At 61.9% G+C, this 15,600-nt stretch carries 20 protein-coding genes; 16 read left to right on the top strand and 4 right to left on the bottom strand.

Features of this window, described 5'->3' with window-relative positions:
* The first annotated feature begins 5 nt into the window (after positions 1-5).
* The 4 genes from AB6O04_RS01210 to AB6O04_RS01195 are packed head-to-tail and all read left to right on the top strand — an operon-like array spanning position 6 to position 2,715.
* The gene (locus AB6O04_RS01210) at positions 6-644 is read left to right on the top strand and encodes a DUF2238 domain-containing protein (protein ID WP_368561789.1); all 639 of its coding nucleotides are present in this window, start codon (positions 6-8) and stop codon (positions 642-644) included.
* Complete coding sequence (purN, locus tag AB6O04_RS01205) at positions 641-1,300, top strand: phosphoribosylglycinamide formyltransferase (RefSeq protein ID WP_368561788.1); 660 nt, start codon at positions 641-643, stop codon at positions 1,298-1,300. The genes AB6O04_RS01210 and purN overlap by 4 nt, the downstream gene beginning before the upstream one ends.
* A gap of 12 nt (positions 1,301-1,312) precedes the next feature.
* Positions 1,313-2,029, top strand: coding sequence for a DUF3108 domain-containing protein (locus tag AB6O04_RS01200; RefSeq protein ID WP_368561787.1), 717 nt, complete (start codon positions 1,313-1,315; stop codon positions 2,027-2,029).
* Positions 2,026-2,715, top strand: a complete 690-nt coding sequence (locus AB6O04_RS01195; RefSeq protein WP_368561786.1) for a DUF3108 domain-containing protein — start codon at positions 2,026-2,028, stop codon at positions 2,713-2,715. Before AB6O04_RS01200 ends, AB6O04_RS01195 begins: the two co-directional genes overlap by 4 nt.
* 68 nt (positions 2,716-2,783) lie before the next feature.
* Here the strand turns inward: AB6O04_RS01195 and AB6O04_RS01190 are convergent, their stop codons facing one another.
* The 4 genes from AB6O04_RS01190 to AB6O04_RS01175 are packed head-to-tail and all read right to left on the bottom strand — an operon-like array spanning position 2,784 to position 5,113.
* A complete protein-coding gene (locus tag AB6O04_RS01190) occupies positions 2,784-3,116 on the bottom strand; it encodes a hypothetical protein (RefSeq protein ID WP_368561785.1) in 333 nt (110 codons plus the stop codon).
* 7 nt (positions 3,117-3,123) lie between these two features.
* The gene (gene murA, locus AB6O04_RS01185; RefSeq protein WP_368561784.1) at positions 3,124-4,395 is read right to left on the bottom strand and encodes a UDP-N-acetylglucosamine 1-carboxyvinyltransferase; all 1,272 of its coding nucleotides are present in this window, start codon (positions 4,393-4,395) and stop codon (positions 3,124-3,126) included.
* A gap of 47 nt (positions 4,396-4,442) precedes the next feature.
* On the bottom strand, positions 4,443-4,889 hold the full coding sequence (locus AB6O04_RS01180) for a GFA family protein (protein ID WP_368561783.1): 447 nt from the start codon (positions 4,887-4,889) through the stop codon (positions 4,443-4,445).
* Positions 4,886-5,113: a BolA family protein gene (locus AB6O04_RS01175; RefSeq protein WP_368561782.1), complete on the bottom strand. Its 228-nt coding sequence runs from the start codon at positions 5,111-5,113 to the stop codon at positions 4,886-4,888. Before AB6O04_RS01175 ends, AB6O04_RS01180 begins: the two co-directional genes overlap by 4 nt.
* 53 nt (positions 5,114-5,166) lie before the next feature.
* On the opposite strand from AB6O04_RS01175, the gene AB6O04_RS01170 reads away from it, so the two are divergent.
* The 12 genes from AB6O04_RS01170 (at position 5,167) to ptsP (ending at position 15,507) form a co-directional block, all read left to right on the top strand.
* Positions 5,167-6,171, top strand: a complete 1,005-nt coding sequence (locus AB6O04_RS01170; protein ID WP_368561781.1) for a KpsF/GutQ family sugar-phosphate isomerase — start codon at positions 5,167-5,169, stop codon at positions 6,169-6,171.
* A gap of 83 nt (positions 6,172-6,254) precedes the next feature.
* Complete coding sequence (locus AB6O04_RS01165; RefSeq protein WP_368561780.1) at positions 6,255-6,800, top strand: KdsC family phosphatase; 546 nt, start codon at positions 6,255-6,257, stop codon at positions 6,798-6,800.
* Positions 6,797-7,348 (top strand): LPS export ABC transporter periplasmic protein LptC, encoded by a 552-nt coding sequence (lptC, locus tag AB6O04_RS01160; protein WP_368561779.1) that lies wholly within the window; start codon positions 6,797-6,799, stop codon positions 7,346-7,348. The genes AB6O04_RS01165 and lptC overlap by 4 nt, the downstream gene beginning before the upstream one ends.
* Positions 7,338-7,841 carry a lipopolysaccharide transport periplasmic protein LptA gene (gene lptA, locus AB6O04_RS01155; protein WP_337342452.1) on the top strand — a complete coding sequence of 168 codons (504 nt, stop codon included), beginning with the start codon at positions 7,338-7,340 and terminating at the stop codon, positions 7,839-7,841. Before lptC ends, lptA begins: the two co-directional genes overlap by 11 nt.
* Positions 7,841-8,560, top strand: coding sequence for an LPS export ABC transporter ATP-binding protein (gene lptB, locus AB6O04_RS01150; RefSeq protein WP_368561778.1), 720 nt, complete (start codon positions 7,841-7,843; stop codon positions 8,558-8,560). Before lptA ends, lptB begins: the two co-directional genes overlap by 1 nt.
* Before the next feature lie 50 nt (positions 8,561-8,610).
* Entirely contained in the window at positions 8,611-10,047 is a 1,437-nt protein-coding gene (locus AB6O04_RS01145; RefSeq protein ID WP_368561777.1) for an RNA polymerase factor sigma-54, read from the top strand.
* Between the two features lie 304 nt (positions 10,048-10,351).
* A complete protein-coding gene (gene raiA / locus AB6O04_RS01140) occupies positions 10,352-10,672 on the top strand; it encodes a ribosome-associated translation inhibitor RaiA (RefSeq protein WP_368561776.1) in 321 nt (106 codons plus the stop codon).
* Positions 10,673-11,055: 383 nt separating this feature from the next.
* The gene (hprK, locus tag AB6O04_RS01135) at positions 11,056-12,006 is read left to right on the top strand and encodes an HPr(Ser) kinase/phosphatase (protein WP_337342456.1); all 951 of its coding nucleotides are present in this window, start codon (positions 11,056-11,058) and stop codon (positions 12,004-12,006) included.
* An 8-nt stretch (positions 12,007-12,014) separates the two neighbouring features.
* On the top strand, positions 12,015-12,929 hold the full coding sequence (gene rapZ, locus AB6O04_RS01130) for an RNase adapter RapZ (RefSeq protein ID WP_368561902.1): 915 nt from the start codon (positions 12,015-12,017) through the stop codon (positions 12,927-12,929).
* A gap of 199 nt (positions 12,930-13,128) precedes the next feature.
* The gene (locus AB6O04_RS01125; protein WP_368561774.1) at positions 13,129-13,521 is read left to right on the top strand and encodes a PTS sugar transporter subunit IIA; all 393 of its coding nucleotides are present in this window, start codon (positions 13,129-13,131) and stop codon (positions 13,519-13,521) included.
* Positions 13,514-13,786, top strand: a complete 273-nt coding sequence (locus tag AB6O04_RS01120) for an HPr family phosphocarrier protein (protein ID WP_368561773.1) — start codon at positions 13,514-13,516, stop codon at positions 13,784-13,786. Before AB6O04_RS01125 ends, AB6O04_RS01120 begins: the two co-directional genes overlap by 8 nt.
* The gene (gene ptsP, locus AB6O04_RS01115) at positions 13,786-15,507 is read left to right on the top strand and encodes a phosphoenolpyruvate--protein phosphotransferase (RefSeq protein ID WP_368561772.1); all 1,722 of its coding nucleotides are present in this window, start codon (positions 13,786-13,788) and stop codon (positions 15,505-15,507) included. Before AB6O04_RS01120 ends, ptsP begins: the two co-directional genes overlap by 1 nt.
* The last annotated feature ends 93 nt before the right edge of the window (positions 15,508-15,600 follow it).

Genomic DNA, 15,600 nt, shown 5'->3' with positions numbered 1-15,600 from the left:
TCCACATGCAGCCCGGCAAGAAGATCGCGCTTGCGTTGACGCTTGTCGTCTTCGCCGCCACCTGGCTATCGCCGCTGTGGCCGGCGGAGCAGGCGCTGCACAGCTGTTTGACGGTGGTGGGTCTGATCTGGCTGTGGCGACATGATCGCCGCTGGCCGATGGTGACGCGGCATTTTGTCCTGATCTGCGTTTTCATCTGCGTGCACAGCATCGCGGCGCGCTGGCTTTACTCCAATTTTCCCTATGACCGCTGGCTGCAGGCGCTGCTCGAGTGGTCGCCCGACCAAACCTTTGGCTGGCAACGCAATCACACCGATCGGCTCATCCATGTGCTTTACGGCGTCTGCTTCACCCCTGCATTACGGCATTACCTGAGCCAGCGCTGGCCCGTGAGCCCACGGCAGGCCTTCACTATCGCCGTCATGCTGATCATGTGCAGCAGCTTGATATACGAATGGTTGGAATGGGCCATCGCGCTGGCGTTGTCGCCGGAGGCGGCCGAGTCCTACAACGGCCAGCAAGGCGACATATGGGATGCGCACGCCGACATGCTGCTGGCGACACTGGGTGCCTTCGTGGCGTGGCCGCGCGGCGCTGCGATCATCAGATCCAACGTCACCACTACCCCGCAGGCGAAGCCGTGAGCCGGCGGATCGCCGTTCTGGTTTCCGGTCGCGGCAGCAATCTGCAGGCGCTGCTGGATGCGATAAAAGCGGGAACCCTTTCGGCTGATCTGGTGGGTGTGCTTTCCGACCGGCCTGACGCGCCTGCACTGCAAAAGGTGCCGGAAGCCTTGCGTTGGAGCGCGGATGCCAAGTCGTTCCCGGACCGGCTGGCCTTCGACCAAGCGTTAGCCGATGCGGTAGCCGCATGCCACCCCGACTGGGTGATCTGCGCCGGCTATATGCGCATCCTGGGCGATGACTTCATCGAGCGCTTTCGCGGACGGCTGCTGAATATCCACCCGTCACTGCTGCCAAAGTACCGAGGGTTGCGCACCCATGCGCGCGCATTGGCCGCAGGCGACGTCGAACACGGCGCCAGCGTGCATTTCGTGGTGCCTGAACTGGATGCCGGCACTGTCCTCGCCCAGGTCGTGATCCCCGTTCTTCCCGGCGATACGCCTGAAAGCCTGGCGGTGCGGCTGTTACCGCATGAACACGCCCTGTTGACCGCGAGCGTGGCGCTGGCCATCAGCGGCCGCCTGACTGAACAGGACAGTCATCCGTTTTGCGATGGTCAGCCGCTATTAAAGCCCTTGGCCCTAGATTCGTCCGGTAATCTCTTCCCTTCTCCCTGAATCATGCCTCCCGTGCCTGTTCGCGCTCTTTTGCTCGGCTCATTGCTGGCTTTCGTTAGCGCGCCCGCGTTAGCGTTGGAGCCGTTTAGCGCCACTTACCAGGCCTATAACGAGGGCAAGCTGGCGGGTAGCGCCACCATGAAGGTGTATCACCACGAGGCTTCACGCTGGCAGGTCGACCTCGGCATTCGCGGCACGCGCGGATTCGCCCGCGTTGTCGGACTGAATATCGAGCAGAGCACCCTATTCGAAACAGTCGGCGAGCAGTTCCGCCCGATCAGCCAAGCCACCGTCAGACACGCACTGTTTACCGGCAAGAAGATGACCGGCACGTACGACTGGGCATCTCAAACGGCGCGGTGGAAAGGAGACATCAAGAAGAATCGCCGCGATCCGATTCCACTGCAGCCGGGCGACATGAGCGCCCTTCTGATGAACCTTGCGGTGATCCGCGATGCCCAGCCTGGGAAGCAATTGCGCTACCGCGTGGTGGACAACGGCCGCTCCCGCGACTATGAGTATGCGGTGTCGCCCGAAGCCGAGATCATTGCGGTGGAGGATCTGAGCTACAACGCCATGCGCATCAATCGCGTCAATGGCGGCAACGATGAAACCATTTTCTGGGTCGCCGACGGCGTGCCCACGCCCATCCGCATACTGCAGCGGGAAGATGGCCAGGACAAAATCGATTTACGCCTGGTCGAATACCAAGGAGTGCCACAAACGTGAACCTAGCCAAGACCCTGAAAATCCGCGCGCTGGCAACAGTCGCCTTGCTGGCCATAGCGGCCGCCCCCGCCTTCGCCATCGAAGCCTTTACCGCCAACTATCAAGCCAATGCACTGGGCATGACGGGGGACGGAAAGATGACGCTGAGCCGCGACAGCGACAATCGCTGGGTCTACAGCCTGACGGTAAAAAACCAAGTGGTCGACATGAGCCAGAAGACCACCTTCGACGAACAGAACGGCCGTCTGCGCCCGCTATCCAGCAGCGACAATTCGCGCATCCTGGTGAAGAAAAAGGCCGTGAACGCGGTGTATGACTGGAACAAGGCACAGGCCACCTGGAGCGGCGACGTCAAACCCGACCGCGCTGGCCCAGTGAAACTGCAGGCAGGCGATATGGATGCCTTGCTGGTCAACCTTGCCATCGTCCGCGACGTCACCGCCGGCAAGCCGCTGACCTACCGCATGGTCGAGAACGGCAAGGCGAGGACCATGAGCTACCAATTGGCGGGCAAGGATAAGATCACCATCGGCGGCAAAACACGCGAAGCCACCAAGGTGACGCGGACCGATGGCAACAAGCAAATGCTGGTCTGGATCGTCCCTGATATGCCGGTGCCGGCGCGGATCCTGCAGCGCGAAAATGGGCAGGACTCGATCGACCTGCAGATCAAATCCTGGCAGTAGATCCAGACCCAAACGGTCGGATCACAAAAAAAGCCCGGCATCGCCGGGCTTTTTTTATTGCAGGTTTTTTATTCCTTTGCAGGAATATCGGGCTGCAGAACGGTCTTGCAATCCACCCGAATCGAGCGCCCATCCGCGCGCCACGTGTACGCCCGGCATTCGCGCGGGCCTTCGCTGGTCTTTTCGACGACCACGGCATAGAACGCCTGCAGGATTTCCTGCTCGGTGACCGTGCCATCGCCATCCCAATCCATGTCCTCGCTGGGAATTCCGCTGGTGCCGGCGGCACCGGTAAAGTGCAGATAGGCCACTACCGCCAGCAGTACCGCCACGAAGCCCAGCAACACCTTGCGCCGAGCAGAATATTTTTTGCGGGCTTCAACTTTGCGTGTACTCGTCATATGCGCCTCAGGAAATCCGACGAATCTTGGCGCCCAAGGCGCCCAGCTTCTCTTCGATATTCTCGTAGCCGCGGTCCAGATGGTAGATGCGGTCGATGACGGTATCGCCTTCGGCCACCAGGCCCGCAAGAATCAGCGACGCGGAAGCGCGCAGATCGGTGGCCATCACCGGCGCACCGCTAAGGCGCTCGACACCGCGGACGATAGCGGCATGCCCTTCCACGCGGATATCCGCGCCCAGGCGCAGCAATTCATTGACGTGCATGAAACGGTTTTCGAAGATCGTTTCGTTGATCACGCCCACTCCATCGGCGATCGCATTCAAAGCCATGAACTGCGCCTGCATGTCGGTAGGAAACGCCGGGTAAGGCGCGGTGGTCAGGCTGACCGCGCGCGGACGCTTGCCATGCATGTCCACGGTGATGCTGTCGGTGGTGGTCTCGATTGACGCGCCGGCTTCGGCCAGCTTGTTCAACACAGCGTCCAACGTGTCGCCGCGCGCACGGCGCGCGGTAACGCGACCACCGGTCATGGCCGCCGCCACCAGGAAGGTGCCGGTCTCGATGCGATCGGGTAATACCGAATGGCGACCGCCGGACAGACGATCCACGCCGCGAATGACGATTCGCGCGGTGCCCGCACCTTCGATATCGGCGCCCAAGGCGATCAGGCAGTCCGCCAAATCGGTGATTTCCGGCTCCATCGCGGCGTTTTCCAGCACGGTGGTGCCCTGGGCCAGCACGGCCGCCGCCATCACGTTCTCGGTGCCGGTGACGGTGACCATGTCGAACACATAGCGCCCGCCTTTCAAACGCTTGGCGGCGGCTTTGATGAAGCCGTTTTCGACCGTGATCTCAGCGCCAAGCGCCTGCAATCCCTTGATGTGCTGATCGACCGGCCGCGAACCGATGGCACACCCGCCGGGCAACGACACTTCCGCTGCGCCGTACTTTGCCAGCAGCGGCCCCAGCACCAGGATCGATGCGCGCATGGTCTTGACCAATTCATACGGCGCCACGTGCTGATTGACGCTGCGTGGATCGACGGTGATGCCGCTGCCCTTGGACAACGTGCCTTCGTCGATGCTGATGCCAGCACCCAGTTCGCCCAACAGTTTGACCGTGGTCACCACGTCATGCAGATGCGGCACGTTGGTGATTTCCACCGGCGCATCGGCCAGCAGCGTGGCGCAGAGGATCGGCAATACAGCGTTCTTGGCGCCGGAGATGGTGACTTCGCCGTGCAGCGGATTACCGCCGGTGACTACGATTTTCTGCATGAGGACGGGAGCTCGGGAGAGAAGAGGAATGAAAAGGGTGAGAGAGGCTATCGGTGTTGATCTGGCAACGGCACTTGCGTGGGGCCCTCGGCGTACTGGGGCGCGTCGCCGTGGATGTCGTGCCACTCCGCTTTAGACGCTGTGAAGATGTGCAATGCCGGCCGACTTGCAACTGGGGTATCCAGGCTGCCTATCCGCAGCCGCAGAACGTCGGGCGTCGCCGTTCGCCGGCTGTAAAGTGGCGAAGCGCAGATTCGGCAAAACACACGGAACACACCAGGCGACGATTCGTACTCGGCAAGCAGTTCCTGGCCGGATTGCAGTTGAAAATCCACTTTAGCTACTGGCGATGTTGCCTGAAAGGCTGAACCGTTGGCTTTGCGGCAGCGCGAACAATGGCAGACCATGATCGGGCCCAGTTCGCCGCCGAAGCGGTAGCGGACACCGCCGCAGAGGCAGCTGCCACTCGCCTGCGCTGTCGCCGCGGCGCTCATTTGCCGTCCGGCGTCACCGTCTTCAAGGCCAGCGCATGGATCGCGCCGCCCATCAGATCGCCCAGCGTGGCGTACACCATGCGGTGCCGCGCCAAGGGCAGCTTGCCGCGAAAGGCTTCCGCCACCACCGTCGCCTCGAAATGCACGCCATCGTCGCCCTGTACCTCAACTTGGGCATCGGGCAGGCCTTTTTCGATCAATTCACGGATGGTTTCGGCGTCCAACGGGCTTTCCTAATAAAATGTCCGGCTTATTCTACCCTTGGCTCGGCATCCGCATGGCTCAGACGCTTCCCAAAACCGATGCCGACCTGCAGGCCGACTTGGCCGCCAGCGGTCGCCGCGTCATCGAAATCGAAGCACGCGCGCTGGACGCGCTGGCCGAACGCATCGATGGCACGTTTTCCGCCGCCTGCCGGCTGATCCTGAGTTCCAAGGGGCGGGTGGTCGCCACCGGCATGGGCAAGTCGGGCCACATCGCCCGCAAGATCGCCGCGACGTTGGCGTCCACCGGCACCCCGGCGTTCTACGTGCATCCGGGCGAAGCGGGCCACGGCGACCTGGGCATGATCACCGACTCGGATGTGGTGCTGGCACTGTCGTATTCCGGCGAGTCGGATGAAATCCTGACGTTGCTGCCCGTGCTGAAGCGCCAGGGCAATCCGGTGATCGCCATGACCGGGCGCCCGCAATCGACATTGGCCCGTGAGGCCGACATCCACCTGGATGTCAGCGTGTCCGTTGAAGCCTGCCCGCTGGACCTGGCGCCGACCAGCAGCACTACCGCTTCGCTGGCGATGGGCGATGCGTTGTCGGTGGCGTTGCTGGATGCTCGTGGATTCACCGCCGATGATTTTGCCCGCTCGCATCCGGCCGGTAGCCTGGGCCGCCGCTTGCTATTGCATATCACTGATGTGATGCATGCCGGGGACGACGTGCCGCGCGTACGCGATGACGCGACGCTCAGTGAAGCGCTGATGGAAATGAGTCGCAAACGGCTGGGCATGACCGCGATCGTCGACGACCAGCAGCGCCTTATCGGTCTGTTCACCGACGGCGATCTGCGCCGCACCTTGGACGACGCCGCGCTGGACGTGCGCACAGCGAAGATCGCCGATCTGATGACACGCGATCCCAAGACCATCGGCGCGGACCAATTGGCAGCAGAGGCAGCCCGCCTGATGGAGACGCATAAAATCAGCGGGTTAATCGTGGTCGATGAGCATCAGCGTGCGGTCGGTGCGTTGAACATTCATGACCTATTGCGTGCGCGCGTGGTCTAAAACGTAAGCAAATCTTTCTTGACCCCCCTTTCACGAAGGGGGAGAAGAAGCCGAACTCCCATTACCCACTGCTCACCTACTCAATGCCCATCTCTCACCTGCACGCCGTCGACGCCGATCTGATTGCCCGTGCTTCCCGCATCCGGCTGGCGTGCTTTGACGTAGACGGCACCCTCACCGACGGGCGGCTGTACTTCGACAGTGAGGGTCGCGAACTGAAAGCCTTCCACGTGCAGGATGGCCTGGGCTTGGCTTCGCTACGCCGCGCAGGTGTGCGGGTGGTGTTCATTACGGCCCGCGGTGGCACGGTCGCGGAACGGCGCGGCAACGAGTTGGGAGTGGAGGTCCATGTCGGCGTAAAGGACAAATTGGCCAAGGTGCGGGAGCTCTGCGGCGAAATGAGCATCGGGCTGGATGCGGTGGCCTTCATGGGCGATGACCTGCCGGATCTGTCCTGCTTCAAGGTCGTTGGCTTGGCGATAGCGCCTGCCAACGCCCATCCATGGACCTCGCAACAGGCGCATTGGCAGACACAGGCGCGCGGTGGCGAAGGTGCCGCGCGAGAAGCCTGCGATCTACTACTGGCGGCGCAAGGCCATGTGGAAGGGTTGTTGGAGGACGCAGGATGAGTTGGCGGATGACACTGGGTTTGGTCTTGCTGGTCGCCGCGGTCCTGAGCGGCTGGTCGGCCTGGCGCAACCGCGACATCCCGCCGCCAGCGCGCGTTTCGGCGGATCGCTCCGACTACATCATGAAGGACTTCGAGATGATCGCCCTCGACCGGCAAGGCAAAGAGGCTTTGACGCTGCGTTCGCCGGAGATGCACCGAAATCCGAAAGATCAGACCTTCGACATCACTACCCCGCTGTTCCTGCTGCCCGACGAGCAGGGGAAGTACTGGCAGATGCGCTCCCAGGAAGGCTGGATGAGCGCCAAGGGCGAAGAACTGCGCCTGACCGGCGATGTTCGCGGCACCAGCCCGGAAGGTGCGGCACAGCCGACGGTGTTCCAGACCCAGCGGCTGAATGTTTTCCCCAACAAGAACGTCGCAGCGTCCGATGATACGGTGACCATCACCCAACCGGGCTCTATACTCACCGGTCGCGGTTTTGAGACCAATCTCAAGACGAAGGAATACGAGTTCAAGTCGCAGGTCAAATCTATTTATGAACCCTAATCTGCCTGCTGGCGCCGCATTGCTGTCGCTGCTGCTCGTATCCGGGCTGGTGCTGGCCAAGTCCACCGATCGCAATCAGCCAATGAACATCGATTCAGGCCATCAGTCCGGCTCGTTCGAAGGCAGTAGCAAGACGGTACTGTCACAGGGCGTGATCGTCACTCAGGGCTCGCTGGAAATCCGTTCGAATACCGGTGAGATCTACCTGGATGACGGTGAGATTTCCCGCGCCGTTTTCACCGGCAAGCAAGTCAAATTGAAACAGCAGATGGATGATGGCAGCTGGATGGACGCGACGGCTGATCGCGTCGAATACGACATAAAATCCGAGACCATCACCTTCATCGGCAACTACACGATGAAATCCCCGCGCGGTTCCAACAGCGGCCAGAAGATGGTTTACAACACCAAGAGCGGCAACATGGAGAGCGGCGGCGACGGCACCCGTGTGCGTACCGTCATCCAGCCCAAATCGGCGCAGGGCAAGAACTGATGCTGACCGCCCAAGGTCTGCGCAAACGCTATCGACAACGCGAAGTCGTCGCCGATTTCGGCCTGACGCTGGATGCCGGCGAAGTGGTCGGCCTGCTGGGCCCCAACGGTGCCGGCAAGACCACCTGCTTCTACATGATCGTCGGCCTGGTGGCCGCGGACGCCGGCAAGATCGAACTGGACGGCCGCGACATCACCAGCGAGCCCATGTATAAACGCGCCAAACTGGGCGTGGGCTACCTGCCGCAGGAACCCTCGGTATTCCGCAAGCTCTCGGTCTCGGACAATATCCGGCTGGTGCTGGAATTGCGCGAGGATCTGGACGCTGCCGGCATTGAGCGCGAACTGGCGTCCTTGCTGGACGAGCTGCAAATCAGCCATGTCGCCGACCAGCTCGGCGCCAGTCTGTCCGGTGGCGAACGTCGCCGCTGTGAGATCGCCCGCGCGCTAGCAGCCAAGCCGCGCCTCATGCTGCTGGACGAACCATTCGCCGGCGTGGACCCGATTTCGGTCGGCGAAATCCAGCGCATCGTCAAACACCTCAAGAATCGCGGCATTGGCGTTCTGATCACTGATCACAATGTGCGCGAGACCTTGGGAATCTGCGACAGGGCGTATATCCTCAATGCCGGAACGGTACTGGCGCAGGGGGCGCCGGATGCGTTGCTGGCCAATCCGGACGTTCGTCGCGTCTATCTGGGCGAAGCTTTCCGCCTCTGATCCGCGACCCGGCCGGCTACGGCCGGTCCATCGCGCTTCATGGGTCAGGAATGAAACCACGCCTGCAAACATCGCTGGGACAGCAATTGGTCATGACGCCACAGTTGCGTCAGGCCATCCGGCTGCTGCAGATGTCCACGGCGGAACTGGAAGTCGAACTGACCGAGGCAGTCGAGAGCAATCCGCTGCTGGATTGGGCAGAAGACAGCGGCAGCATGAGCGATGACGCGCCTCCTTCCGCCGACACGCCCCCCGAAGAACGAAGCGCCCCGGAACAAGAAGGGGAAGGCGGACCGGGTGATGACTGGTCGCCTGACGACGGTCCATGGGCCGGGGCGAGCGGCGGCGGCTCCTTTGATGACGACGAAGAAGGCAGCGCCGCCGAGCGCATGGTGGAACCGGACACCCTCCACGACCATCTGCTATGGCAGCTGCACCTCTCCCATCTGTCCGTGCAAGATCGCCGGATCGGCGCGGCGCTGATCGATGCGCTGGACGATGACGGTTATCTGCGCGAGCCCCTGAGCAGCATCGCCGACGCGATGAAGCCCGATCTGCAGGTCGACGAAGACGAAATCCTGGTGGTACTGCATCAGCTGCAGCGATTCGACCCCGTCGGCGTGGGCGCTCGTACGCTAAGCGAATGCCTGCACCTGCAACTGGCGGTACTCAGTGACGACACTCCCGGAAAGGAGTTGGCGCTGCTGATCGCCGACAGCGCCCTGGAACGGTTGCCGAAAAGTGGCGTGAGCGGCTTGGCCAGCGAGCTTAAGCGGCCGGTGAACGCCGTAGAAGAAGCGGTTCGCCTGCTGCGCGGCCTGGACCCGAAACCGGGTGCCCAGATTGGCGAGTTGAGCCATGACACCTACGTGGTGCCGGACTGCGTGATCTGGCGCCAACGCGGCATCTGGCGTGCCGCGCTGGCAGGCAATACCCTGCCCAAGATCACCATTCATCGCGGCTATGAACAGATGATCCGGCAATGCGGCGAAAGCGATGCCGGCTACCTGCGCGGCCATCTTCAGGAAGCGCGCTGGCTGCTGAAAAGTCTTGAGGCACGCGGCGAAACACTGCTGAAAGTGACCCGCTGCCTATTGCGGGAACAATCTGGCTTCCTGGAATTTGGCGAGCAAGCCCTGCGCCCGCTGACATTGCGCGAAGTAGCCCATGAAGTAGGCCTCCACGAATCCACAGTTTCACGCGCCATCGCCCGGAAATATGTACGCACCCCGCGTGGAACACTGCCGCTGCGAGCGTTTTTCGCTTCCGGCATCGATACCGACGGTGGCGGCGAAGCATCCAGCACCGCCATCCAGGCCATGATCCGGCGGCTGGTGGAAAACGAAAATCCGCGCAAGCCGCTGTCCGACGCCAAATTGGCCGAACTGCTGAAAGCCTCGGGTGTACCGGTGGCGCGGCGCACCGTCGCCAAATACCGCGAGGCGATGAACATCCTGTCTTCGCACGAGCGGGTTCGCATCAGCTAGCAAGCCACACGCCTCATCCCATATCCACTACGTTTCCAACGCCGTTTAACGGTTTTGGAATGCCCAAAGCATAAAGCGTGGGTTCGACCAAAGAATTGGGATTTACCGGTTGATAGTTGGCCCATTCAAGCCCATCTTTATCGCAAGGCCTATTGGTTACCCAATAGCGTTACAGCCACTAGTCCTAACTTCCCTTCATTTACCAGGAGATCGCAGGAACCCAGAGACCTTTCGCGTTGTCTTCACTACGACACGCTACCCGCACACTGCGTGCGGCTTACCAGACCAAGAAGGAGATATCACGATGCGTATCGAGACTTACGGCCATGAAATCGAAGTCACTCCCGCCCTACGTGAGTACGTTGAGACCAAACTGAAGCGGCTGGAACGCCACTTTGATCAACACTTCGAAGTCCGTACGCAACTCAGTACCCGCAAGCCCGACTACGTGGCCGAAGCCACCCTCTCGGTGGTAGGTCGCCCTCCCCTGCATGCCGACGCCGATGCGCAAAACATGTATGCCGCCATCGATGCGCTGGCAGACAAACTCGACCGTCTCCTGCTGAAGCACAAGAAGAAAAAGACCGACCTGCAACGCAGTCCGCGCGGCGAAAACGCCGACTGACGACACTGCCAAACCCCGCCACTCCCTCTGTCCAAACCGCTCGCCGTAGGCGCGCGCCCGGATTCGTGGACGCTGCATAGAGATGGAGGCGGCGCGCTCGTCGCGAGCTCGACCTTTCGCGGATCATCGCGGCGATGCCACTCCATCTCGTTTCTGGCGCAAGGATGGGTCTTCGCCCTCAAAGCGGGAGGGCGTAGAAATGGCCCTGGTGATTTTCAGCTCGCCCCCGCATGCGGGTTCGCGATGGCGGTTCCGTCGCATTACACTCGTCGGTACCGGCGTTATCGCTGGGACCGGCGGATGCCATCCCCAAGGTTCCAGCGGTGCCGCATCAAGCGCCGTTGGCGCGGCTCGCCCGGCCCTTTCCATTCGAATCAGATCGCATGAATACCAGCATCACCGCTCGCGAGTTGTTCGACCAGCAGAAAGAAAAGCTGGCTCTGCGCTGGTTGGCAGGGCAAAAAGGCGAGAACCGCGTACTGGAAGCCGGCCACACCGTTGCGCGCCGCCCCTCCATGGCCGGTTATCTGAATGCGGTCTACCCCAACAAAGTACAGATCCTGGGTACCGAGGAACTCAGCTGGCTGGATTCGCTGGACTCCCGCCAACGCTGGGAAACCATCGAAAAAATCGTCCAGTTCCGGCCACTGGCGCTGGTGATCAGCAAGAACCAGCAATGCCCCGAGGACCTGCGCGAAGCAGCCAATGAGTCCGACACACCGTTATGGGTGTCGCCCAAGCGCGGCCATGAACTGCTCAATCATTTGTCTTATCACTTGGCGCGCACACTGGCGCCTCGGGTGACGCTGCATGGCGTATTCATGGAGATCTATTCGATAGGCGTGCTGATCACCGGCGAAGCCGGTTCCGGCAAGAGCGAGCTGGCGTTGGAGTTGCTGAGCCGTGGCCACAGGCTGGTGGCGGACGATGCGCCGGAGTTCACCCAGATCGCACCGGACGTGCTGGATGGCACCTGCCCGGAACTGCTGCAGGACCTGCTGGAAGTGCGCGGCCTGGGCGTGCTGAACGTGCGCGAGATGTTTGGCGACACCGCGGTGAAGAAGAATAAGTACCTGCGCCTTATCGTCCACCTGACGCGCCCGATGACCGAACCCAATCCGTATGGCTATGAGCGCCTGACCGGCGACAGCGGCACGCGCCATGTTCTGGACCTGGACGTACCGCTGATCACGCTCCCGGTCATGCCCGGCCGCAACTTGGCCGTGTTGACCGAGGCCGCCACCCGGTTGCACATTCTTCGCACGAAAGGTATCGACCCTGCCGCCATGTTCGTCGCCCGACATAGCAACCTGCTGGAACAGAGCACACGATGACGGGCGAGATGCACGAGATCGGTGAGACAGGCGAAGACAACACCGCTGCTGCGGAAGCGTCTTCTCCCACGGTTGTCATCGTCAGCGGCCTGTCGGGTTCCGGCAAGTCGGTCGCTTTGAAGACTTTCGAGGACCTGGACTATTACTGCATCGACAATCTGCCGGTCGAGCTACTGCCGTCGTTCGTCCGCAGCCTGATGCGCGATGACGTGTTGCCGCAGAAAATCGCGGTGGGCATCGACGTGCGCAGCCGCCACAGCGATTTGACCAAGTTGGCGCAGTGGCGCGCGGCGCTGGCGCAACTGGGACTGGAAGGCAAACTTATTTTCTTCGACGCCAGCGACGAAGTGCTGCTGCGCCGTTACTCCGACACCCGCCGCCGCCACCCGCTAGGCCATGGCGGCCTGTCGCTGCAGGACGCCATCCGGCGCGAACGCGAGATCGTCGAACCGCTGCTCGGCGAAGCCGACGTGATCATCGACACCAGCAATTTGAACGTGCACCAGCTACGGCGCCGCATCATCGCCGAGTTCGCGTTCAACAAAGGTACGTCGTTGTCGTTGCTGTTCGAATCGTTCGCCTACAAGCGAGGCGTACCAGCCGATGCCGATTTTGTTTTCGACGCCCGCGTACTGCCCAATCCGCATTGGAATCCAGACCTGCGCCCCTACTCCGGCCGCGACCCGAAAGTGCGTGAATATTTGGAAGGCCAGCCCGAAGTGGTCGAATACGTCGGCCAGGTCAGCCACTTCCTGGATACCTGGCTGCCGCGCCTGCGTGGCGAAACCCGTAGCTACGTGACCATCGCGTTCGGCTGCACCGGCGGCAAGCATCGGTCCGTGTACCTGGCCGAAACGCTGGCCCGGCACGCCCGCAGTCTGGGCTGGGAAGAAGTGGCCACGTTCCATCGCGAACTGGATTGAGCGAAAGCCGGCAGACACGAGGAGCTGTAGGAGCGGTGTCTCGCCGCGAGCTTTTTTGGCGGGCGCTGAGGGAAGAGCTCGCGGCGAGACGCCGCTCCTACCGCCGGGGACGGCGCTCCTACGCCGGCTTCCGTTGGGCAACACCACATTCTGGTGATGGTGCTTCCAGGCTGTCATCCCGGTCTGTTAACGTTTCGCCATGGCCTGTGGCATTCTCCTGATAACTCACCCCGGCGTCGGCGAGTCGATTCTTGCCGTCGCGACGCGATTGCTGCGGCAGTTGCCCCTGAAGACGGAGGCGTTCGAAGTTCCATTCGACGCCGACCTGGATGCACTGCTACCGCAGGCGTCGGCCGCCTTGCGCCGGGTCGACGGAGGCGATGGGGTACTGGTGTTGACCGATTTGTACGGCGCCAGTCCCAGTAATCTGGCGGGACAGCTGGCCCGGCTGGGCACGCCGGTAAGGCGAGTCTCGGCGCTCAGTCTGCCCATGCTGCTGCGGATCATGAACTACTCGGAACAGGGATTGGACGATCTGCCGGTCACCGCCGCTACCGGCGCACGCAATGGAGTCATTCACGACGATGCTTGAACGCGAACTCATTATTTCCAACCGCCTGGGGCTGCATGCCCGCGCCACCGCCAAGCTGGTGCAGGCGGTGGCCAAGTATCCCCGCTGCAACGTGACGTTGGCGGCGAAGGGTCGCGAGGTCAACGCGAAGAGCATCATGGGCGTCATGTTGCTGGCCGCGGGCCAAGGTACGCCCGTGATCGTGAAAGTCGACGGCGAAAAAGAAACCGAAGCCATGGATGACATCGTCTCGCTATTCGAGCGTCGATTCGACGAGGACACCTGATGCGTTTGCTGTTGGTCGGCCATGGAGCGTCGCGCGGCAGTGCGCTCGGACGTGCCCGGGTCCGGCTGCCGCATGCATTGGATGTAGCCGAGCAACGCATCTCCGCCCAGGAAGTTTCCGGCGAACTGGAACGCCTGCATGAGGCGGTAGCAGCGACCCGCGACGAGATGCATGGCCTGCGCGCACGTCTGCACGGTGCGTTGGCCAAGGAGGTCGGCGAGTTCCTTGATTTGCATGCATTGCTGCTCGACGACCCCGAATTGCTGCTTGGCCTGGACGAACTGATTCGTACGGGCCGCTACTCCGCCGATTACGCATTGCGTCTGCAGCGCGACCGTTTGGCGGCCGTATTCGATGGCATGGACGATGCCTATCTGAAAAGCCGCATGGACGATCTGGACCATGTGATCGGCCGCATCCATGCGCATCTGCAGAAGCGCGCCGTCGACACTCACGGTGTCGCCGGCGAAATCCTGGTCAGCGACAACGTGGCGCCGTCGGAACTGGCGCAACTGCAATCGCACGGCGTGGTGGCGATCGTCACTTCCGCCGGCAGCACGCTTTCGCACAGCGCCATTCTGGCGCGCAGCCTGCACCTGCCGCTGGCGGTGGGAACGGTGCAGGCACTGCAACGCATCAATGATGGCGATGTGCTGATCGTCGATGGCAGCACCGGTGAAGTCGTCGTCAATCCCCTTCCCGCGGACTTGCAGGAATACCGCGCTCGCCTGCGCGAGGCCGCCAAGGAGCAGCGCGAACTTGGCCGCCTGCGCACCAAGCCGACCCGCACCAAGGATGGCGTCGACATCGCGTTGTATGCCAATGCCGAATCTTTGGACGACGTAGCCAAGGCGCATGCCTTCGGCGCCGCCGGCGTCGGCCTGTATCGCACCGAGTTCCTGTTCCTGCAGCGCAACGAACTGCCGGATGAAGAAGAGCAGTTCCGCACCTATCGCGACATGGTGCTGGGGATGAGTGGAAGGCCGGTGACTATCCGCACGCTGGATCTGGGTGCCGATAAAGCTGACCGGACCGGGCTGACACTGAGCAACGAAGACAATCCGGCGCTGGGTCTGCGCGGGGTGCGTTTGTCGCTGGCCCGCGATGGTGTATTCGATACTCAGCTGCGCGCCATCGCCCGCGCTTCCAGCTATGGGCCCGTGCGCATTCTGGTACCCATGGTCAGCAGCCGCGAGGAGATCCTGGCGGTGCGTCGCCGTCTGAAGCGCGTGGTCGCTCAATTGCAAAAGGAAGGTGGCCATGCGTTGGCCGAACACCTGCCTCTGGGTGCCATGATCGAAGTACCGGCGGCCGCCATCGCGCTGCACGGCTTTATCGATCTGGTCGACTTCCTGTCCATCGGCACCAACGATCTGGTGCAATATCTGCTGGCCGCGGATCGCAACAATGAAGCCTTGGGCGAATTGTATTCACCGCTGCATCCGGGCGTGCTGCGCCTGTTGCGGTATGTGATCAGCACCGCCACCGAATACAAGATACCGGTCGCGGTATGCGGCGAAATGGCCGGCGATCCGCGTCTGGCGCCAATATTGTTGGCGCTTGGCCTGACCGAATTCAGTCTGCATCCCGCGACGTTGCTGGAACTACGGCGAGTCATCCGTGAAAGCGATCTATCCAAACTGCTGGGCCGCGCGAAACTACTGCTGCAAGCACGCGACCGCGCCGGCATCGAGCGCTGGTTGAAGTCAGCCGTCGCCTGAGCTTTTCATTGTAGGAGCGACAAAACGCGGGGTGTCCATATTTCCGCCAGCAGGCGATAATGCGCTGATGAACACTTGATGCCACGGCGCATC

It is taken from the genome of Pseudoxanthomonas sp. UTMC 1351 (genome assembly GCF_040948865.1).
GTDB lineage: Bacteria > Pseudomonadota > Gammaproteobacteria > Xanthomonadales > Xanthomonadaceae > Pseudoxanthomonas_A.
This window is presented reverse-complemented; position numbering and strand designations above follow the sequence as displayed.